The organism is Pseudomonas sp. P5_A12, assembly GCF_056400685.1.
Genome location: NZ_JBFUKU010000085.1, coordinates 1 through 20,044 on the forward strand (window position 1 = coordinate 1; position 20,044 = coordinate 20,044).

Genomic DNA, 20,044 nt, shown 5'->3' on the forward strand with positions numbered 1-20,044 from the left:
CACCACCAACGCGTAATGCCCGGAACGCAGAGTGTCGTAACCCAGAGGCACAGTCTTATCGAATTGGATAACAGCATGGTCGCTGAGGTTGTCAGTAATTAGGTTGTTGAGTGAATAGGCTGGTTTCGGTTCATGCTTGGCACAGCTTCCCGAGTAGAGGTAGGTATACAAGTGCGCCGGGGTTAAGGTGTCATCGGGTACACCACCCACGAGCAATGTGAGCTGCGTCTGACTACTGTTCATGGGAGTTAGAACAGCCTGAGCGATATGCGCGGTATTGTAAATAGTTGCGTTCAAGTGAACGGTGACGATTTGCTTCGGAGCTGATAAAGCCACGCAGATCCACCCTACCGCTACCATCAACACCAGTGAAGATTCGATTTTCATTGGAAAACCTCCCGCCTGACAAAGGCGCGTTGAAGTAATCCCMCTCTAAATTTTAGTCATCTATACAAATCCAGACGTTCTTCGGATATACGGTCTAATAACGATTGGATATTTAACACCGTAATCGAACGGCCTTACAGGTTGCGTAACGGTGCCCAGCTATACGGCAGCAGCTCCGCCGGCTTATTTGGGGTCATCATGATCATGCCCCTATCAGGATGAGCGCCTGAAGGGGACGGTCGAAATGTTAAAACTTCGGAAGGTTTCCTCCCTGACGGTTCAAGCGTGATTTCGCTTTCAGCCACCGTGACCCTCCTCCGCAGCCAAGCCGTATGGGCTAAACTTTACAAAATCGCCTCTGGTAAACGCTAGAACGCCAGTTTATAGCCAATCAGCACCAACATCGTCGCCAGGCAAGGACGCAGCACTTCATCGGAAATCTTGCCGGTCAAATGACTGCCCAACCAGATACCCGGTAGCGAGCCGATCAGCAGGTAACCCAGCACGTGCCAGTCCATGTTGCCCATGCTCGCATGACCAAGCCCGGCGACCAAGGTCAGCGGTACGGCGTGGGCGATTTCCGTACCGACGAGGCGACGGGTTGGCAGCAGCGGATACAGGATGAACAGTGCCACTGTGCCAAGGGCTCCAGCACCGATGGACGTCAGCGCAACCATGGTGCCCAGCACCACGCCGGTGATGACCGTCATTACGTTGAGGCGCTTGCCACTGGGGTTGTAGTTGCCACCGGCACGATTGTGCGCAAACTCAAGCAGGCGCTTCTTGAAGAGGATCGCCAGCGCCGTGGCGAACAGGACGAAGCCCAGAGCCTGCTTGATGATGGCATTCATCGTTTCAGGCGCAGTGTGCAAGCTGCTCAGGAACCACAGCGTCAACGCCACGGCCGGCACGCTGCCAAGGGTCAGCCAGCCGGTAATCGCCCAATCGATGTTGTTGTTTTTCCTGTGAACCAGCACGCCACTGGATTTGGTGATCGCCGCGTACAGCAGATCGGTACCGACCGCCGTCGCCGGGTTGATGCCGAACCACAGCAGAATCGGGGTCATCAACGACCCACCACCGACGCCAGTCATGCCAACAATAAAGCCAACCACCAACCCGGCAACGACCAACCCGATGTTCACTAAATCCATTGATACATCCACAAAGACTGCAGGAGAAATCTGGCCCGCAGCATAGCGATTTTTCTTATAACCACTTATATCGATGCGGACTATCGTTATAACCCTAAATTTCTGCGCACAAAAATCCCCTGTGGGAGCGGATGGAGTCACAGCTGCTACAGGTTGTGTCATTCCTTGTTTATTGCACCGGCAGGAAATTCAGAAACAGCAGACTCTGCGCGTAGTTCAAGCCGATGCGCCGGTAGCGCTCGTCCAGCATCTGCGTCAACAAGTCCAGCCGCGCAACGATCTTGCCGAATTCCACGGCAAAACTCAGGTTGCTGCCCTCCTCCGAGATTTCATTGGAGAAAAGCAACGGTTCGCCTTGTTTGTTTTGCCGTTGACTGAGAATCCACGTGGCTATCTCGATGTTGCGCGCGGCATTGCTGACGAACGTCGGGTTGATCGCATCCGTCATGTAGAACTCCAGACGATTGCCGTGAGCAGTCACCAACATGCTGCCGATGGCATAAATGAAGGCTCCTACCCGGTCACCGAGAAACTCCGGGCTCATGGCATACCTGAGCGCCGCCAGGTCTTTTTTGCCGCCAAGGGTGGGCAGTGGCTGTTGCTCTTCGATGGCCATGCGCACTTGCTTTCCAGCCGTGCGGGCGTCAAGGAAGCCGGACTTCTTCAGCTCATCGGGGTTGCGCAAATAGAGCTTGCTCATCAACAAGTAGAGGCTGTTGAGATTGTCACGCATCGCCAGCGTGGCCATGCGGTCAACGCTGGTCTGGAGAAACTCCTGGGGGCGGCCTTCGCGGAACTGGCTGACGATGTCATTGCCCGGCTGCTGACTGCAACCGGTGACAAAGAGCATCGCCAGGCAAGCCAGGAGCACGCAACGACGGTGGATCGGTGGGGTGATTCGGGGTAAAACTCGAGCCATGGGTTCTTGAACTTGGGCATGGGCCAGCGGAGGGGATCGCCGCCGGCTGCCCAAGGAGAGAGCCACCAAAGGTAAAAAAGTGCGGTGCCGGTGATCCGTGAACACGCAGACCATACCCCCGAGAGCCAGAATTTCGTTGTGTTCACTATGGGCGCAAATATGTCGCTCTGCGGAACCACTGGGTAATTTTGCTGCCAACCTAGTATTCACCCAGTCTCGTACAGGAGGTTTTCATGCGCACGCTCGAATTGGCTGGTGTCACCGTACCGGTCATCGGCCAGGGTACTTGGCGTATGGGTGAGGATCCCTCGGCGTACGCGCGTGAAGTCTCGGCCCTGCGCCTGGGCATCGAGTTGGGCATGACGCTGATTGATACGGCTGAAATGTACGCAGAAGGCGGCGCCGAGGAAGTCGTCGCTGAAGCCATTAGCGGTCTGCGCGACAAGGTCTTTCTGGTCAGCAAGGTCTACCCTCACAACGCCAGCTGCCAAGGTGTTCCCCAGGCCTGCGAGCGCAGCCTTCGGCGTTTGAAGACCGATTACATCGATTTGTACCTGCTGCACTGGCGCGGCCAGTATCCCCTGGAGGAAACCGTTGAAGCCTTCGAGCGCCTGCGTGAAGATGGCAAGATTGGTCGTTGGGGCGTGTCCAATTTCGATATGGACGACCTGCACGAACTGAACTCACCGGCCTGCGCCACCAATCAGGTGATGTATAACCTGGAAGAGCGCGGCATCGAATTTGATTTGCTGCCCTGGAGTCAGCAGCATCGGCAGCCATTGATGGCGTACTGCCCAATCGGTCAGGGTGGGGAAATGCTCGCCCATCCAGCGCTTGAAAAGATTGCAGCCCGTCACGAGGTGACAACGGCCCAGATCGCGCTGGCATGGATCCTGCGGCACAAAGGTGTGATCGCTATCCCCAAAGCAGTCAAACCTGACCATCTACAATTGAATGCACAAGCCCCGCAAGTGGAGCTCGATCCCGGGGATCTGGAGGCGCTGGACCACGCGTTTCACGCGCCACAACGCAAACAGCGATTGGCCATGGTCTGAGCCAGCGCCGTATTGTCAGAGGGTTTCTGCATGAGAAGCACCGATGCGCTCGATGCTTTTAACTTGCCACGTTTCGTCAAGGCTCAAGACCCGGTATTCGAGTGGGTCCGGGAAGAACTGATTGCCGGTAAAAAACGCCGTCACTGGATGTGGTTCATCTTTCCGCAACTCGCCGGCCTGGGCGGGAGCGAGATGTCCCGATACTTTGCCATACGCTCCAAAGAGGAAGCCGTGGCGTACCTGAACCATCCACTGCTGGGTCCACGACTGCAAACCTGCACCCAGTTGGTCCTGAACGTCAAACATCGCTCGATCGCCGAAATTTTCGGCCATCCCGATGACCTCAAGTTTCACTCTTCAATGACGCTGTTTGCCCAGGCCTCCCCCGAAAACAGCCTTTTCCATCGGGCACTTGACCAGTATTTCCACGGCATACGGGATGACTGGACGCTGTCGTTGCTGGACTTAAAACAGGCCCATTTGCCCACCAATCAGGGTTGAGAAGTCGTCATCCACAAACGGCAGGATTGCGTCCGCCACCGGTTGCAGTTGCCGGGTGACATAGTGATCGTAGTCGATGGGGGCGCTGCGAATCTCCAGCGGCTCGGGTCCGGCGACGGTGATCACGTAGCTGATCCAGCCGCCGTTCTGGTACTGACGCGGACGGCCCTGCCGGTCGTTGAAGTCATCGGCGATGCGTGCGGCACGCACATGGGGCGGCACGTTGCGCTCGTAATCGTCGAGGGTGCGGCGCAGACGCTTGCGGTAGATCAGGCGGTCGTCGAACTCGCCGGCCAGGGTCTTTTGCACGTAATCGCGTACGTAATCCTGATAAGGCTTGCGATGGAAGATCCGTGAGTACAGTTCCTGCTGGAATTGCCGGGCCAGCGGTGACCAGTCGGTGCGCACGGTTTCCAGGCCTTTGTAGACCATTTCATCACTGCCATCGGCGCGGGTGACCAGGCCGGCGTAACGCTTCTTGCTGCCCTCCTCCGCGCCTCGGATGGTCGGCATCAGGAAACGTTTGTAGTGGGTTTCGAACTGCAACTCCAACGCGCTTTCCAGCCCGTATTCCTCGCGTACATGTTCGCGCCACCACTGGTTGACGTGGTCCACCAACGCATGTCCGATCTGCGCGGCCTCCTCTTGTCCGTGGGCGCGGCGCAGCCAGACGAACGTGGAGTCGGTGTCACCGTAAATCACCGTGTGGCCCTGGGCTTCGATCAGCTGTCGGGTGCGCAGCATGATCTCGTGGCCGCGCAAGGTGATGGACGATGCCAGCCGTGTGTCGAAGAAGCGGCAACCGCTGGAGCCGAGTACGCCGTAGAAGGCATTCATGATGATTTTCAGCGCCTGGGACAGTGGCGCGTTGTGTTCGCGCTTGGCGGTTTCGCGGCCCTCGGCCACCCGGGCGACGATGGCGGGCAGGCAATGCCGGGTTCTGGAAAAACGTGCCCCGCGGAAACCCGGTACGGAGTCGCTGTCGTCGGGATGCTGCAAGCCTTCGATCAGCCCGACCGGGTCGATCAGGAAGGTGCGGATGATCGACGGATAAAGACTCTTGTAGTCGAGCACCAGCACCGACTCGTACAGGCCCGGTTGCGAGTCCATGACAAAACCGCCAGGGCTGGCCTGCGGTGACTTGCTGCCAAGGTTCGGCGCCACAAAGCCCTGGCGGTGCATCAGCGGCATGTAAAGGTGGGTGAACGCCGCCACCGAGCCACCGCTGCGATCCGCCGGCAAACCGGTGACGCTGGCGCGTTCCAGCAAAAATTTCAGCAGTTCGGTCTTGGCGAAAATCCGTGTCACCAGCTCGCAGTCTTTGAGGTTGTAGGTGGCGAGGGCCGGTTTGTCCTCGGCGAACATGCGGTTGATTTCGTCCATGCGCTGGTACGGCGTGCTGATCGCCTTGCCCTCGCCCAGCAGGGTTTGCGCGACGTTTTCCAGGCTGAACGAGGGAAAGTTCCAGGTCGCCGAACGCAAGGATTCAATGCCGTCGATGATCAATCGCCCCGCCGCCGCCGCGAAGTAATGATTGCGGCTACCGTGTTCGCGCCACTGCATCTCTTCGCCACCGCGCCCAAGTTTGAGCGGTACACCCAGACGTCGGGCGTGTTCATGCAGAACGCGCAGGTCGAACTGCACGACGTTCCAGCCGATGATCGCGTCGGGGTCGTGGCGGGCAAACCATTCGTTGAGTTTTTTCAGCAGCACGGTTCGCGAGTCGCAGTATTCAAGCTGGAAATCCACCGCGCTGGCGTCGCCGTTGGGTGGCCCGAGCATGTACACCTGTCGCTCGCCGCAGCCTTCCAGGGCGATGGAGTACAACTCGCCCTGAGCGGTGGTTTCGATGTCCAGCGAGACCAGTCGCAGCTTGGGCCGGTAGGTCGGGTCGGGTTTCATCTGCGCGTCGAGCAGCAGGCCCTCGCTATTGGGCGTACCGCCAAAGATAACCGGCGCCGTGATGAACCGCTCCATCATGTAGCGCTCCGGCGGGCGAACATCGCCTTCGAACATCTCGACCCCGGCCTTGCGCAGCGCGGTTTCCAGGCGCATCAACTGACCGTGCTGCTGGCAATACAGGCCGAGCACCGGGCGGTGCTCGAAATCCACAAGGGCCAAGGGCTTGAGCTCGACGTTTTTCTCGCCGTTCAACACAAGCTCTGCCTGCTCACGCTGCTGCGCTGGAATGAACGCCACCGACGGTTGATGAGGCAGGCGGATACGCCGGGGACCGGTATCGGTCGCCAACCAGAACTCGACTTCCGTGCCGGCCGGGGTGTCGCGCCAATGCCGGGTCAGGACGAAGCCCTGCTGTAAATCCACCACTGCAACCTCACGTATTGATTCAGGCCGCAATTCTACGCGTCATCGAAACATAAAACCTGTGGGAGCGAGCCTGCTCGCGATGGCGGTGTACCCATCGCCACTTGTATTGGCTGACCCACCGCCATCGCGAGCAGGCTCGCTCCCACAGGGATTTACTGAGCCCATGGATAACGTTTATCGAAGAAAAACCGCTGAATGGCGTTTTTTGAGTGTTATCTGCCGCTTTCTCCCTTGCCCTCAGCGCTAGGGTCTACGATTCTTCAAGAACAACGACAACACCCGAGAAGCCACCATGAAAACCGTCGCCCAACTGCTCAAGCTCAAAGATCAGAAGAATCAGGAAGTGCACCAGATCAAGCCTGATCATATGGTGCTGGAAGCGCTGATGAAGATGGCCGAGAAAAACGTCGGCGCCTTGCTGGTGGTGGAAAACGATGAAGTGCTGGGCATCATCAGTGAACGCGACTACGCGCGCAAACTGGTGCTGCATGGCCGCTCTTCGGTGGGCACGCCGGTGCGCGACATCATGGTGTCCCCGGTCATCACCGTGGATACCCATCAAACCGTCGATACGTGCCTGGGCATCATGTCCGACCGTCGTCTGCGCCACCTGCCGGTGGTGGAAAACGGCAAGCTGATTGGCTTGCTGTCCATCGGCGACCTGGTCAAGGAAGCCATTGCCGAACAGGCGGAACTGATTCGCCAGCTGGAGCAGTACATCCGCGGCGAATAATCCGGATACACCTTGGCTCGCTCCCACAGTTGTTATTGGGTGTTCAGACGGGCCAATGCCGGGCGAAGACCGGTGCCAGCGTCGGGTGCCGGTCGATGCGTTCCAGCCACGCGAAAAAACCGGGTCGGGCGCTGCGTAAATGCTCCCGGCTACCCGCCCATCTGGACACCACCGCCGCCAGCACATCCAGCGCGCCCGGCGCTTCATCGCCCAGATACAGCTCGCCGGAAAACTGATCGGCAAATACCTCCCAGCTCCAGTGCAATCGCGCTCGGGCGCCGGCCATGAGATTTTGTCTGGACGCCTCATCCGTCTCGGCCAACCAGCGTTCGGGGTAATCGATAATGCCGATGGCCACGTAACAATTGCTGACGATGTACGCCAGGCCCCGGATCGCCTGATCGCGGTCAGCGGGCAGTTTCGGCAACAGATTCGACTTTGGAAAGGTCAGCCCGAGATGAATCAGAATCGCGGCACTTTCGGTGAGAACGCTGCCATCGGGCAGTTGCAGCGTCGGAATCTGCTTGAGTCGGTTGAGTTTCTCCAGTGTCTGGGCGGCCTCCGAGGACAACTCGACGTCGATAAAGCGGTAAGGAATGTCACACAGCTCCAGCGCCGCTTCTATCGCCGCCGCGCCAGAGTTCTGGTGCCCATAAAGCTGGTACATGGTGCGGCCTCCTGGCGAGACAAGAATGGGATCAGATCATTAGAGGCGTCATCTGCTGGTCACGCTCCCAGTGTAGAAGGGCTGGCTGACCCTATCCGTGCCATCCGACGACTGAACCATCACGCCCGCGTGGGGCGACTCACCCCGCCTATCAATACCGTCGATGTTCACCATCACATCAATGAAGTTCTCATAAAAAATCCTCGGCGTAACATCCGCTCCATACCAACCAACAACACCCCGGAGCACACCATCATGAAACGCCAAACCCTCCTCAGCATCGCTTTCTCGGTTTTCGCAGTTAACGCTTTTGCCGCTACCTCTGCTCAACCTGTAGTCGCTGAAGGTGGCTCGGATCGTCTGATTGAAAGCCGTGTGGCTGAAGGTGGTTCGGATCGCTTGATTGAAAACCGCGTAGCTGAAGGTGGTTCGGATCGCTTGATTGAAAACCGCGTAGCCGCTGATGGTTCTGACCGACTCATCGAAAACCGCGTAGCCGCTGATGGTTCTGACCGACTCATCGAAAACCGCGTAGCCGCTGACGGTTCTGACCGACTGATCGAAAACCGCGTAGCCGCTGACGGTTCTGACCGACTGATCGAAAACCGCGTAGCCGCTGACGGTTCTGACCGACTGATCGAAAACCGCGTAGCCGCTGATGGCTCCGATCACCTGATGCAGAACCGTGTTGCCGAAGGTGGTTCCGACCGTCTGATCGAAAGCCGCGCGGTATAAATGAAAGGTTTTACCGCAGTACTCRATGAAAAACCCGGCCTGACCCGCCGGGTTTTTTTATGCCTGTTTTTTGGGTCAGGTTACTTGCCAGCCCGCACCATGCAACGCTGATAACGCTCATCGACCCGATTGGCGAACCACGCAGTGGTGAGTTTGCGGGTGATTTTCGGGCTTTGCAGCTCGATCCCCGGCAGCACCGCGCGCGGCAATGGCCGGCCCTCGGCTTGATCGGCCAACGCGAACACCCGCTGGTAGAGTTCGGTCTCCTCGAATTTGAGACTTTTGCCCTCTCCCAATTGATTGCGAATGGTCATATTGCGCATACCCAATTGCTTGCCGAGGCTGCGCACCGCCAGTTCGGTGGTGCCGGGCATGATCGAGTCATAGCGCACCAGATCGCCATCCAGTGTCAACGGGATGCCTGATGCCCGACTCACCGCATTCTGAAACGCCGCATTGCGGCTGGCGTACCAACCGGCATTGAAATCAGCGAAACGATACAGCGGTTCTGTGTAGCTCACCGGGTAACCCAGCAAGTGGGCAATGCCAAAGTATATGCCGCCCCGTCGAGTGAACACTTCATGCCGAATCGAACCGTTCACCGGATACGGGTAACCCCGCGCTTGCTGCTCGGCGAAATCGATGCTGACCTGCATAGGCCCGCCGGTGTGCACCGGGTTCAAGCCACCAAACAGGGTCTTGCCCATGGGCACCATGCCAATGAAGTCATCGAAAATCGCGCTGAGCTCTTTTTCGCTGCGCGCCGCGTTGAGACGCTCGCTGTAGCTTTTGCCATTGGGTGATTTCACCTTGAGCGCACCGCTGATCAACAGGTTGGGGATGTGTACTTTCGCGGCGCGACGGTCGATTTCCTCCCGGGCGATCTTGCCCAGACCGGGCACGGCCGGGTCGACCTGGAACGTGGATTCCTGCTCGGTAACGGCGAGCACCGAGCACAGGTTTTGCGTGGACGGATAAATGTTCTGCGCAGCGAATGCGGCGTAGATGTCCGTGGCCCAACCTTGACGATCCGTGGTTTTGGCCGGCATCAGGCGCACGATCTCGGCCTTGACCTCGGCGGGCTTGCGCGCAGGCGGTTCCAGCGTGCGCTGGGTGCCGCAACCGGCCAGCAGCAACAGTGCCGCGACACCGGTGATCCATCGATTGGCTTGCATGGTGCTCCATCAAATCCGTTGAGCCGGGTTAACCATACGATCAATGGCATGGCGCAAGCTATGACTCCAGCCGCCGCGCCCTGTTCCATCGTCACGCCTGCCGGGCGCATTTTCCGTTGGGCAGTCAGCCTGCCTGCCCTTTGCAAGTGGACCATACTTGAGCCAGGCACCAAGGAGGACAGGCTGATGACTCGTAGCGACGTACTGATCGTCGGCGCCGGCCCGACCGGGCTGGTACTGGCGCTGTGGTTGAGCAAGCTGGGGATCCGCGTGCGGATTCTCGACAAGACCTCAGCCCCCGGCACTACCTCGCGGGCACTCGCGGTCCAGGCGCGGACGCTGGAGCTGTATCGCCAGCTCGACCTCAGCGAGGCCGTGGTGCAAAACGGTCATCGCGTGGCGGCGGCGAACTTCTGGGTCAAAGGCGCACCAGTGGCGCGTTTGCCCCTGAGCCGCATTGGTGAAGGCCTGACACCTTACGCCTTCCTCGAAATTTACCCACAAGACGAGCACGAACGCCTGTTGATAACACGCCTTGAAGCGTTCGGCATCCACGTGGAGCGCAACACTGAGCTGGAGTATTTCGAAGACACCGGCGCTGGGGTCACCGTCCAACTGCGCTTGCCCGACGGTCAACAGGAAATCTGCCAGACCTGCTACCTGGCCGGGTGCGATGGCGCTCGGTCAGTCGTGCGCAAGACCCTGGACACTGGTTTCCCGGGCGGGACCTATCAGCAGATTTTCTATGTCGCCGACGTACAAGCCAGCGGGCCGACCTTCAATGGCGAATTGCACGTGGACCTTGATGAGGCAGACTTCCTCGCCGTGTTTCCCCTCGCCGGTACGGGTCGCGCCCGGTTGATCGGCACGGTGCGCGACGAACGCGCCGACCTGGCTGAAACCCTGCGCTTTGAAGACGTCAGCAGCCGGGCCATCGAACACCTGAACGTGCAGATCGAACAGGTGAACTGGTTCTCGACCTATCGCGTGCATCACCGGGTCGCCGATCACTTTCGCACCGGGCATGCGTTTTTGTTGGGCGACGCGGCGCACGTTCACAGCCCCGCCGGTGGTCAGGGCATGAACACCGGGATAGGTGATGCGATCAACCTTGCGTGGAAAATCGCGGCGGTGTTGAGTGGCGGTGCCGAAGAGAGACTGCTCGATACCTACGAAACCGAGCGCATCGCCTTTGCCCGCAAACTGGTCGCCACCACCGATCGCGTATTCAGTTTCGTGACTGCCGAAGGGCGCATGGCCGATGTGTTGCGTACACGGCTGGCACCCTTCGTGATTCCGAAACTGGCCTCATTCGAGACGTCCCGCGAGTTCCTGTTTCGTACGGTCTCGCAGATCACCCTGAACTACCGCGGCATGCCATTGAGCACAGGCGTCGCCGGGCACGTTCATGGCGGTGATCGCCTGCCCTGGGCGCATGACAGCGAAGGCGACAACTTTGAATCGCTGAGGAATCCAAACTGGCAGGTGCACGTCTATGGCGACACCAGCGACGAAATGCTCGCCTGGTGCAACGAGCATCACCTGCCGTTACAGGTGTTCGACTGGCGGCCGGCATTTGAAGCGGCGGGGTTGGGGCGTAACGGGTTTTATCTGTTGCGACCGGATACGTACGTGGCGATTGCCGAGACGTGTTCCGATCCGAAGGTGATTGAGCGGTATTTCCAGCATCACGGGATCCGGCCTTACTTCGGCACTCCCTGATTCAACACAGTAAAAAATGTGGGAGCGGCGGTGCGACGATTCGACTTGCTCGCGAGGGCGATAGCACATTCAACATTGATGTGACTGATATATCGCCTTCGCGAGCAAGCCCGCTCCCACATTCAATTTATGTAGGGATTTAGATCCCGGCCAAGGCCAGGTCCATTGCGAAGTAGGTGAAGATCAGATCCGCCCCCGCGCGCTTGATCGCCCCAAGGCTTTCACGCACCACTCGATCCTCGTCAATCGCCCCCGCTTGTGCCGCGAATTTGATCATCGCGTATTCGCCGCTGACCTGATACGCCGACAGCGGCAAACGCGAAACCTCGCGGATATCGCGGATGATGTCCAGGTACGCGCCGGCCGGCTTGACCATCAGTGCGTCAGCACCTTCCTGTTCGTCCATCAGCGATTCGCGCACCGCTTCACGGCGGTTCATCGGGTTCATCTGATAGCTTTTGCGGTCGCCCTTGAGCGCGCTGCCGCCGGCTTCACGGAACGGGCCATAGAGCGCCGAAGCAAACTTGGTCGAATAGGCCATGATCGCCGTCTGAGTGAAACCTGCGTCATCCAGCGCTCGGCGAATCGCCTGGACCTGCCCGTCCATGGCCGCCGACGGGGCAATCACATCGGCGCCGGCCCGCGCCGCCGCCACGGCTTGTTTGCCGAGGTTAATCAGGGTCTGGTCGTTATCGACTTCGTGGTTGTGCATCACGCCACAATGACCGTGGTCGGTGTATTCGCAAAAGCAGGTGTCGGACATCACAATCATCTCCGGCACGGCATCCTTGGCGATTCGCGACATGCGCGACACCAGCCCGTTGTCGCTCCAGGTGTCGCTGCCGCTGCTGTCCAGATGATGGGACACGCCGAAGGTCATGACCGACTTGATGCCCGCGCGGGCATAGCGCTCGATCTCTCCGGCCAGTTTCGACTCCGGAATACGCATCACACCGGGCATGCTTTTGATCGGTACGAAATCGTCGATTTCTTCTTCGACGAAAATGGGCAGTACCAGATCGTTCAGGCTGAACTCGGTTTCCTGGAACAGGCTGCGCAGGCTCGCATTGCGGCGCAGGCGGCGTGGACGTGCTTCGGGGAACTGACTGGACATGGGCATTCCTGAAAAACGGAGGATTAGACGAACGTCGTAGGGGGCGAAGCTTATGCCTTGCAAGGCGCAAGGTACAAACCTCGGGCGCGAAAAACCCCCTTACCGTTTCAACAATAATCCCCCGCCTCCCACACAACCCTACAGGGCGGGCTAGATCTTCAGAGTGCCAGTGATGCAGGTCACCACCGCACCGCCAATCCAGATTTCATCGCCCACTTGATCCACCTGAATGCGCCCCGCCCGGCCCATCGTCAGGCCCTGGCTGACCACATAGGACGCTGGCGCCAGTCCCTCGGCGAGCAACCACTGCGCAATCCCGGCGTTCAAACTGCCGGTAGCCGGGTCTTCCGGCATGCCGTCCCCGGAGATGAAGGCCCGTACTTCGAACTGCGCGGCATCGCCATCACGCTCGGGATTACATGGCGCGATCACGCCGACCGCCAAGCCAAGCATCTGCGAATGATCCGGTTGCAAGTCAAGCACCTGCTGACGGTCCTCGACCATGACTGCCAACCAGCCAGCACCGTTATCCACCCACTGCGCCCGGATGATCGCGCCGACCTCCAGGCCAAGACCGCGTCGCACGCGCTCCACCAGCTCGGCGCCCACCGGCCCGGCGTTGATCAGGGGGGGCGCGAGAAACGCCAGTTCCGCGCCTTGTCGGCGGACCCGTACCAGCCCGACACCGCACTCCTGAATGATCTCTTCGCCCTTGGGCACGCCACCCGCCTCCAGCCATGCATGGCAGGTGCCCAGCGTCGGATGACCGGCGAACGGCAGCTCGTTCAGAGTGGTGAAGATCCGCACGCGGTAGTCGGCCCGCGGATCGCGCGGTTCCAGCACGAACGTGGTTTCACTGAGGTTGGTCCAGGTCGCGAACGCCGCCATGCGTTCATCACTGAGTTCGTCCGCACCAAACACCACTGCCAAGGGATTGCCCTTGAGGGCGACGGGGCTGAAGACATCTACTTGCTTGAAATCGAATGAACGCATGGTCGTCCTTGTTCGTGAAGCACTCTATTTAGGAATTTCCAGCCCGCGCATCACCGCCGGCCGCGCCAGGAAGCGCTCCAGCACCCGCGTGACGTTCTTGAAGTCCTTGATGCCCACCAGTTCGCCGGCCTCATAGAAGCCGATCAGGTTGCGCACCCAAGGGAATGTCGCGATGTCAGCGATGGTGTAGCGCTCGCCCATGATCCAGTCGCGTCCCTCAAGGCGTCCATCCAAAACCTTTAACAAACGTTTACTTTCATCGACGTAACGGTCGCGGGGCCGTTTGTCCTCATAGTCCTTGCCGGCAAATTTGTTGAAAAAACCGAGCTGGCCGAACATCGGCCCGATGCCGCCCATTTGAAACATCAACCATTGAATCGTCTCGTACCGCGCCGCCGTTTCCTGAGCCAGCAGTTGCCCGCTCTTGTCGGCGAGGTAAATCAGAATCGCCCCGGACTCGAACAATGGCAGGGGTTTGTCGTCGGGACCATGGGGGTCGAGGATCGCAGGGATTTTGTTGTTGGGGTTCAGCGACAGGAACTCGGGCGACATCTGGTCTTGGGTGTCGAACCCTACCCGATGCGATTCGTAGGGCAGTCCGATCTCTTCAAGCATGATCGACACCTTGACGCCATTGGGAGTCGGCAAGGAGTAAAGCTGGATCCAGTCGGGGTATTGAGCCGGCCATTTTCGGGTAATCGGGAACGCAGACAGATCGGTCATCGGGAGCATCCATCGCCAAAAGAAAGGCTTGAGCATAATCCAGGATCGCCGGTTTCAGGTTGCGATATTTGGGGGTTATCGAAACCGCTGATGAACACGATCGATAGATCTCAGACTTTGCCAGTGCCTAAAGGTGTAAGGTGTCCACAAATTCGCAACATTTTGTCGATAACCTGGGCTGCACCCGTTCAAGGTTGTCGATACAGTGCTGCGCACTCGTCGGACGCGAACCAAATGGGCTTCAGAGGACTCTGAGCAATGCCCTTTCGGACACGGACCGGCTCAACGACATGGAAAACACCCGAAGCTGGAAGCTTGTGGTGTAAAGGTTTGTCAGCCTTAACGAATACGCTGAAGATCCCTTATACCAATGACCAACCTTTTGAGATTCGCTAAACGCTTCAGGCGCCATGCGTTTGTACTTCTGCCGGCGGTGCTGGTGGCGAGCGCATTGTTTGTGACGCTGCAGTCCCGCGAAAGCCGCTCCCAACAGGCAAACGGCACTCAGACACTGGTGTTCCTGCGTCACGCGGAAAAACCCGCCGGCGGTCTGGGCCAGCTCAATTGCCAGGGTCTCAACCGCGCCATCGACCTGGCCACCTTGTTGCCGGAAAAATTCGGCAAGGCCAACTATGTGTTTGCCGCCAACCCGACGCGCAATGTCGAGGAAGGTGAACTGGACAACTCCTACAGCTACATCCGTCCCCTGATGACCATCAGCCCCAGCGCGATCAAGCTCGGTTTGCCGGTGAACATCAACTTCTCGGCTAACGACACCAGCGACCTGGCGGACGAATTGCTGCAGGACAAGTACCACAACTCCGTCATCTACACCGCCTGGTCCCATGGCTACCTGCCAGAGTTGATCAACAAGGTCGCCGGAGAAGCCGTCGGCAAGAAACAGAGCATCACCGAGGACTGGGAGTCCAGCGACTACGATTCGGTGTACGTGCTGACCCTGACCTGGCGCAACGGCAAGGCCAGCCTCGACAGTCACAGTTACAAGCAAGGACTGGATAACGGGTCGCAGACGTGTCCGACCTAAGCGGTCGGGGCTGCTTTTCTCTAAGATTTGTAGCGCCTGCAAGGGCCCTATCGTCGGAACGCCGCCCGGAGCCGGCTCGCTCCCACATTAGATCTTCAGTGAACACAGATTTTGGGTACGACCGAGATCCACTGTGGGAGCGAGCCTGCTCGCGAAGGGGCCGGCAAAGACAACCTCACTCTCGCTGGTTGACCCGCATCCGCAGGTATTCCAGGACTGCCGCCTTCTCCCCGGCAAACTCAATCCGCGCCCCTTTCTTCTCTCGCTGAAACGCATACATCGGGTCGTAGTACTCGCGAAGCAGCCCTTCGATCCAGCCCCGGTGCAAGTCCACCGCACCGCTTCGGCCCTGCTCTGCCAAGGCCTCTTCCATCAAGATCAGCATCCGCCGATGGCGTTCACCGCCCAGACGCTTCTGCACGTTGTTCAGGCTTTCCAGCAAGCGCTCGGAAAACCGCGCAAACCCTTCCTCGCCATGCACACCAATGAATTCGGCGCACAGGTCCACCACGTAGTCGCGCAGAATCCTCTCGACGCGCCCTTCAAGGCTGTCTTCCAGCCAGATCATCGGAAACTGYTGCATGCCCTGATACAGCGGCAACGGCAAGGCGCAACTGCCGACCGCACGGCTCTCGTCCTCCAGCACAAACTGCTCGATGCCATGGGCGCGTTTTTTCAGGACATCCACTGCCATACGGTTTTCAAAATCGATGTTGGACGGTTGCCCGGTCGCGCGTTTGCCGAAGCTGGAGCCGCGATGATTGGCGTGGCCTTCAAGGTCGATTCCATTGTTCAACTGCGTGAGCACTTCAGTCTTGCCGGTGCCGGTCATGCCGCCCAGCAACACGAAATCGCACTGGGCAACTGCCTGATCGAGGGTGTCGAGCAAGAAGGTGCGCATGGCCTTATAGCCGCCACCGACCCGGGGATAGTCAATGCCGGCCTCGTCCTTGAGCCACTGCTGGACGATCTGCGAGCGCAAACCACCGCGAAAACAATACAAATAGCCCTCGGGGTGCGCCCGGGCGAAATCGGCCCAGGCCTGGATACGTTCCGCCTTGATCTCGCCGGACACCAGTTGATGCCCCAGTGTAATGGCCGCCTGCTGCCCCTGCTGTTTGTAACAGGTGCCGATGCGCTGGCGCTCGCTGTCATTCATCAGCGGCAAGTTGACCACGCCGGGGAATGAACCCTTGCTGAATTCCACTGGCGCGCGGGCATCCATCATCGGCCAGTCGTTGAGAAAGATGTCGCGGTAATTGGTGAAGTCGATCGACATCAAAACACCTCAACCGCGTGTGTCTGTCGCTCAACCAGTTCACCGATCGGTTCCAGGCTCAGGCCCAACTCGGCCGCTACCGCGAGGAACCGTTCATTGCCCTCGGGCGTGACCGCAATCAGCAGACCACCGCTGGTTTGCGGATCGCACAGCACGCGTTTGTGCAGTTCCTGAAGCCGACCCAGCTTGCTGGCGTAGCTGTCGAAGTTGCGCAGCGTCCCGCCCGGCACGCAGCCTTGTTCGAGGTAGTACTCGACACCCGGAAGGCGCGGCACGCGGTTGTATTCGATGCGGGCGGTGAGTTTGCTTCCGTCGGCCATTTCCACCAGGTGCCCCAGCAGCCCGAACCCGGTGACGTCAGTCATCGCAGTGACGCCATCGAGCTTGCCGAAACGGCTGCCGGGTTTGTTCAGGGTGCACATCCAGTCGCGGGCCAGGCCGATGTCGGCCGTGCGCAACTTGCCCTTTTTCTCGGCGGTGGTGAGGATGCCGATGCCCAGTGGCTTGGTCAGATAGAGCAGGCACCCGGCCGTGGCGGTGTCATTGCGCTTCATGTGGCGCTTTTCCACCAGCCCGGTTACCGCCAGGCCGAAGATCGGCTCCGGCGCATCAATCGAGTGTCCACCCGCCAGTGGAATCCCGGCCTCATCGCAGACCGAACGTCCGCCACGAATCACTTCCCGGGCCACTTCCGGCGCCAGCACATTGACTGGCCAGCCGAGGATCGCAATCGCCATCAGCGGATCGCCGCCCATGGCGTAGATGTCGCTGATGGCATTGGTAGCGGCGATGCGGCCGAAATCGAACGGGTCGTCGACGATGGGCATGAAGAAGTCTGTGGTGGAGACCACGCCGCGCTCTTCATCAATGGCGTACACCGCCGCGTCATCGCGCGAAGCATTGCCGACCCAGAGTTTCGGGTCCAGGTTCTGCGCCCCGCTACCGGCCAGAATCACTTCCAGAACCTGAGGCGAGATTTTGCAACCGCATCCTGCGCCGTGGCTGTATTGGGTCAGACGAATCGGCTCGCTCATGGGGTGCACCTTATGGGGTCAATGCGGCCGATTCTAGCAGACGAGATTGATGTCGACTGTTAAGCCCTCATCGCCAGCAGGCTGGCTCCCACAGTRGATCTTCAGTGAACACAGCTATTGTGTATGACTGAGATCYACTGTGGGAGCCAGCCTGCTGGCGATGGGGCCGACACAAGCAACATCAGTGTCAGCTATGGCAACAGAATCACCTTGTCACCGGCCCCCTGGTTCACTTCGGCATAGCGCTCCAAGCCATCCGCCAGCGGCGATTCAAACAACCCCTCGGGCAATGGCAACAACCCCTGATCGAAGAACCGGCCAAACTGATCGAGCATCGCCGCGCACGCTTGAACCCCGTACAGCAACGAGTTGATCCCCACCACCGAGCCACCCTTGCGATACAGCGCCAGTGCCGGCAGCTGCACCATGCCGTCCACCGGCGCGGCGATGATGGCGATGCGGCCGAACGTCGCCAGTGCCGGGACCGAGGCCGGCAGCCAGAACCCGGTGGTGTCGAAGATCACATCGGCGCCGCCGGCATACACAGCGTTCACCTGAGAGCCCAACTCCTCAGGTTTATCCAACTGCAACGTCTGATAACCCTGAGCCTGCAATTGCTGGACCTGCTCCGGTCGCCGCGCCGCCGCCAATACTTGTGCGCCGCGCACCTTGGCCAGCGCCAACGCCGCACAGCCCACCGCCCCGCCGCCGATCACCAACAACCGCGTTTGCGCCGTCACCAGGCTGCGCTCCAACGCATCCCACGCCGTGCTGTAGGGCACGCCGAGGCTGGCGGCCTGGGCAAAACTCAGATGGGTCGGTTTGAGCGCCACGCCATTGGCCGGCAGTTTGACGTATTGCGCATGGGAGCCGTCGGCAAAGAACCCGAGCTCACGCCCCGTGCCCCAGACTTCCTGGCCGATCAACGCTTGCGGGCCTTCAACCACGACACCGGCAAAATCCCGACCGGGGATCCGTGGCAACGTGGTGTAGGGAAAACGTCCCAGCACGTTCTTCACATCGCTGGGGTTGAGGCCGGCGGCCTTGATCTGCACCAGCACTTCATCGGCGCCGGGAACGGGGGTGGGCACGTCAACGTAGCGCAAGGCCGAGAGGTCGCCGGTTTGGTCGAACTGCAATGCTTTCATGAGCGTTTCCAATGAATAAATAGACGGTTCAGGAGATCCAGCCAGCCACCCATTGCCGGCCCATGGGCCACAACTGTTCGCCGGCCAGCATGCCGAGCAGCCCGACCAGCGCGATGGCCGGTGGTGCGGGAGAACGAAAATCCAGCGCGCCGTAGAGCAAACCGACGCCCAGACCGATGACCAGCGAGATGAGGTAGCTCATGGCGGACTCCGTGGGCAATTAAGGTAGGCCCAGAGTCTAGAGGGAGGTCACGTCGGGCATCGGCCAAGTGCTTCTGCTTTTCGGCCAAAGCGGCGATGACAAACCTGTAGTAGTTGGCGAACCCCTGTGGGAGCGAGCCTGCTCGCGATGGCGGACTGTCAGGTGATACCAATGCTGAATGTGCCGCCGCCATCGCGGGCAAGCCACGCTCCCACAGGGCTTCGCCAGCTGCTACAGGGTTTCGTTATGGCTGGGAAATTGCGAGGGCGCGACGCCCAACTCACGGCGGAACATGTCACTGAAGCTGCTCGGCGTATAGCCCAGCTCGCGGGCGATCGCGCTGACCGGCACACCCTGAATCAGCTCGGCCACCGCCGTCGCCAGCTGCACCTGACGCCGCCACTCGGCGAAGCCCATGCCCAAGCCGTCCTTGAACAACCGCGCCAGGGTGCGCACGCTGGCACCGGCGTCTGCCGCGTGTTGCTCGAAAGGAATGTCCAGTGATGGCGCGGCCATGACTGCCTGACAGAGGTTCATCAGGCGTCGGTCGGAATCATCCGGCAGGGGGATTTTCAGCTCGGAGCGCTTGGCACGTCGCAGCTCCAGCAATGCCAGGCCGACCAACGCTTCGTAATACTCGGGGGCGCCGTCATCGCCCTGCGCCACCAACCCGATAATCAACTCACGCAGCAAGCCGCCGACTTCGATGACCTGGACCCTGTCGTCCAGCGTCGCCGCCAGGGAAGGCCTCAGGTAGATGTTGCGCATCTGCAAATCCGAGACCACGCGAATCCCATGGGGTACGCCCGGTGGCAGCCACACCGCCCGTTGCGGCGGCACCACCAACGCCTCATGGGGCGTTTCGACCCACATCACCCCGCTCATCGCATACAGCAACTGGCCCCAGACATGCTCGTGCGGCTCGATAAACAGGCCGCGCGGATAGGTGCGCGCCAGCGGTTGCACGGGCACATCGGTGTCACTCAGGTCGGGAGGTACGGCAAGGGCCATGGGGCAGCAATCATTGAGGGTTTCGGGTCTTGCATGGTAACCAGCCGAACGCCTTGTCGCCACTGGCCGCCACCGCCTGACAATCAGAGTGAATTTTCCATGCCCCCAGCGATCCTTCT

General features: G+C 59.6%; 20 protein-coding genes. 6 read left to right on the plus strand and 14 right to left on the minus strand.

Features of this window, described 5'->3' with window-relative positions:
• The 3 genes from AC1DSG_RS13920 to AC1DSG_RS13930 all read right to left on the minus strand — a co-directional run.
• On the minus strand, positions 1–387 hold a 387-nt coding region (locus AC1DSG_RS13920; protein WP_477791403.1), incomplete at its 3' end, for a hypothetical protein.
• A 368-nt stretch (positions 388–755) separates the two neighbouring features.
• Entirely contained in the window at positions 756–1,541 is a 786-nt protein-coding gene (locus AC1DSG_RS13925; protein WP_477791404.1) for a sulfite exporter TauE/SafE family protein, read from the minus strand.
• 169 nt (positions 1,542–1,710) lie between these two features.
• The gene (locus AC1DSG_RS13930; RefSeq protein ID WP_477791405.1) at positions 1,711–2,460 is read right to left on the minus strand and encodes a hypothetical protein; all 750 of its coding nucleotides are present in this window, start codon (positions 2,458–2,460) and stop codon (positions 1,711–1,713) included.
• 233 nt (positions 2,461–2,693) lie between these two features.
• Between AC1DSG_RS13930 and AC1DSG_RS13935 the strand changes: the two genes are divergently transcribed.
• Entirely contained in the window at positions 2,694–3,515 is an 822-nt protein-coding gene (locus AC1DSG_RS13935; protein WP_477791406.1) for an aldo/keto reductase, read from the plus strand.
• Positions 3,516–3,545: 30 nt separating this feature from the next.
• On the plus strand, positions 3,546–4,016 hold the full coding sequence (locus AC1DSG_RS13940) for a DUF1810 domain-containing protein (protein WP_477791407.1): 471 nt from the start codon (positions 3,546–3,548) through the stop codon (positions 4,014–4,016).
• Here the strand turns inward: AC1DSG_RS13940 and AC1DSG_RS13945 are convergent.
• Positions 3,981–6,341, minus strand: a complete 2,361-nt coding sequence (locus AC1DSG_RS13945) for a DNA polymerase II (RefSeq protein ID WP_477791408.1) — start codon at positions 6,339–6,341, stop codon at positions 3,981–3,983. The two genes, AC1DSG_RS13940 and AC1DSG_RS13945, sit on opposite strands and share 36 nt — an antisense overlap.
• Before the next feature lie 295 nt (positions 6,342–6,636).
• Here AC1DSG_RS13945 and AC1DSG_RS13950 point away from each other — a divergent pair, with 295 nt between their 5' ends.
• Positions 6,637–7,077, plus strand: a complete 441-nt coding sequence (locus AC1DSG_RS13950) for a CBS domain-containing protein (RefSeq protein WP_007944798.1) — start codon at positions 6,637–6,639, stop codon at positions 7,075–7,077.
• A 43-nt stretch (positions 7,078–7,120) separates the two neighbouring features.
• Here AC1DSG_RS13950 and AC1DSG_RS13955 read toward each other — a convergent pair whose 3' ends face one another.
• A complete protein-coding gene (locus AC1DSG_RS13955) occupies positions 7,121–7,744 on the minus strand; it encodes a glutathione S-transferase (RefSeq protein ID WP_477791409.1) in 624 nt (207 codons plus the stop codon).
• A 255-nt stretch (positions 7,745–7,999) separates the two neighbouring features.
• Here AC1DSG_RS13955 and AC1DSG_RS13960 point away from each other — a divergent pair, with 255 nt between their 5' ends.
• Complete coding sequence (locus AC1DSG_RS13960; RefSeq protein WP_477791410.1) at positions 8,000–8,479, plus strand: phage infection protein; 480 nt, start codon at positions 8,000–8,002, stop codon at positions 8,477–8,479.
• Positions 8,480–8,559: 80 nt separating this feature from the next.
• Here the strand turns inward: AC1DSG_RS13960 and AC1DSG_RS13965 are convergent, their stop codons facing one another.
• Positions 8,560–9,654 (minus strand): DUF1615 domain-containing protein, encoded by a 1,095-nt coding sequence (locus tag AC1DSG_RS13965; RefSeq protein ID WP_477791411.1) that lies wholly within the window; start codon positions 9,652–9,654, stop codon positions 8,560–8,562.
• A gap of 186 nt (positions 9,655–9,840) precedes the next feature.
• Between AC1DSG_RS13965 and AC1DSG_RS13970 the strand changes: the two genes are divergently transcribed.
• Positions 9,841–11,376, plus strand: coding sequence for an FAD-dependent oxidoreductase (locus tag AC1DSG_RS13970; RefSeq protein ID WP_477791412.1), 1,536 nt, complete (start codon positions 9,841–9,843; stop codon positions 11,374–11,376).
• Between the two features lie 139 nt (positions 11,377–11,515).
• On the opposite strand, the gene hemB is transcribed toward AC1DSG_RS13970, so the two are convergent.
• The 3 genes from hemB to AC1DSG_RS13985 form a co-directional block, all read right to left on the minus strand.
• Positions 11,516–12,490, minus strand: a complete 975-nt coding sequence (gene hemB / locus AC1DSG_RS13975; protein WP_477791413.1) for a porphobilinogen synthase — start codon at positions 12,488–12,490, stop codon at positions 11,516–11,518.
• Positions 12,491–12,640: 150 nt separating this feature from the next.
• Positions 12,641–13,483 carry a PhzF family phenazine biosynthesis protein gene (locus tag AC1DSG_RS13980; RefSeq protein ID WP_477791414.1) on the minus strand — a complete coding sequence of 281 codons (843 nt, stop codon included), beginning with the start codon at positions 13,481–13,483 and terminating at the stop codon, positions 12,641–12,643.
• A 24-nt stretch (positions 13,484–13,507) separates the two neighbouring features.
• Entirely contained in the window at positions 13,508–14,206 is a 699-nt protein-coding gene (locus AC1DSG_RS13985) for a glutathione binding-like protein (protein WP_477791415.1), read from the minus strand.
• A gap of 370 nt (positions 14,207–14,576) precedes the next feature.
• Here AC1DSG_RS13985 and AC1DSG_RS13990 point away from each other — a divergent pair, with 370 nt between their 5' ends.
• Complete coding sequence (locus tag AC1DSG_RS13990) at positions 14,577–15,251, plus strand: histidine phosphatase family protein (RefSeq protein ID WP_477791416.1); 675 nt, start codon at positions 14,577–14,579, stop codon at positions 15,249–15,251.
• A 175-nt stretch (positions 15,252–15,426) separates the two neighbouring features.
• On the opposite strand, the gene mnmH is transcribed toward AC1DSG_RS13990, so the two are convergent.
• The 5 genes from mnmH to AC1DSG_RS14015 form a co-directional block, all read right to left on the minus strand.
• Positions 15,427–16,530 (minus strand): tRNA 2-selenouridine(34) synthase MnmH, encoded by a 1,104-nt coding sequence (mnmH, locus tag AC1DSG_RS13995; protein ID WP_477791417.1) that lies wholly within the window; start codon positions 16,528–16,530, stop codon positions 15,427–15,429.
• Entirely contained in the window at positions 16,530–17,564 is a 1,035-nt protein-coding gene (gene selD / locus AC1DSG_RS14000) for a selenide, water dikinase SelD (RefSeq protein ID WP_477791418.1), read from the minus strand. The genes mnmH and selD overlap by 1 nt, the downstream gene beginning before the upstream one ends.
• A gap of 191 nt (positions 17,565–17,755) precedes the next feature.
• Entirely contained in the window at positions 17,756–18,712 is a 957-nt protein-coding gene (locus AC1DSG_RS14005) for a quinone oxidoreductase family protein (RefSeq protein ID WP_477791419.1), read from the minus strand.
• A 28-nt stretch (positions 18,713–18,740) separates the two neighbouring features.
• Positions 18,741–18,914 carry a DUF1427 family protein gene (locus AC1DSG_RS14010; protein ID WP_477791420.1) on the minus strand — a complete coding sequence of 58 codons (174 nt, stop codon included), beginning with the start codon at positions 18,912–18,914 and terminating at the stop codon, positions 18,741–18,743.
• Between the two features lie 231 nt (positions 18,915–19,145).
• Entirely contained in the window at positions 19,146–19,925 is a 780-nt protein-coding gene (locus AC1DSG_RS14015) for an AraC family transcriptional regulator (protein WP_477791421.1), read from the minus strand.
• Positions 19,926–20,044: the final 119 nt, after the last annotated feature.